Origin of the sequence: Mesorhizobium sp. M4B.F.Ca.ET.089.01.1.1 (genome assembly GCF_004022605.1) — a bacterium.
Classification (GTDB): domain Bacteria; phylum Pseudomonadota; class Alphaproteobacteria; order Rhizobiales; family Rhizobiaceae; genus Mesorhizobium; species Mesorhizobium abyssinicae.
On sequence record NZ_RZOS01001187.1, the window covers coordinates 1 to 613 of the forward strand.

1 protein-coding gene is annotated in these 613 nt (G+C 63.3%); it reads left to right on the forward strand.

Annotation, left to right across the window (positions count from 1 at the left end):
• Nucleotides 1-9: 9 nt before the first annotated feature.
• Nucleotides 10-459 carry an Rrf2 family transcriptional regulator gene (locus tag EN780_RS36695; protein WP_013530871.1) on the forward strand — a complete coding sequence of 150 codons (450 nt, stop codon included), beginning with the start codon at nucleotides 10-12 and terminating at the stop codon, nucleotides 457-459.
• Nucleotides 460-613: the final 154 nt, after the last annotated feature.

Sequence of the window (613 nt, forward strand, 5' to 3'; positions counted from 1 at the left end):
GAATCGGGCATGCTTACCAAAAAAGGCAAATACGGCCTCAAGGCCCTCGTGCATCTTTCCGGCCTGCCGGCCGGCCAGCTTGCATTCGTCAACGACATCGCCGTCGCCAACAACATCCCCAAGAAATTCCTCGACGCCATTCTGGGCGAGTTGCGCAATGCCGGCTTCGTCCAGAGCCGCAAGGGCAAGGAAGGCGGCTATCGCCTTGCCCGCCCGGCCTCCGAGATCAAGATCGGCCATGTCGTGCGCGTCCTCGACGGGCCCCTGGCGCCGATCCCCTGCGCCAGCCGCACCCAGTACCAGCGCTGCGAGGATTGCGACGAGGCGACCTGCCAGGTCCGGCACATGATGCTGGAAGTGCGCCAGGCGATCGCCGAAGTGCTCGACAACCGCAGCCTCGCCGCCATGCGCGACGCCGACAATGACGATTTCCCCGTCGAGCTGACGTCGCAGATCTAGAGCAATTCCAGGAAAAGCGTGTAACGGTTAGGCTCGGCGACTTCGCCGTAGCCTTCCGTCCGGAATTGCCTGGAGACAAATTATTAGCCCGGACCTGAAGCTCCGCATCAAGGCCTGCGCCCGTCCCCTGGGCGCTCGAATGCTCGTGCCCGAT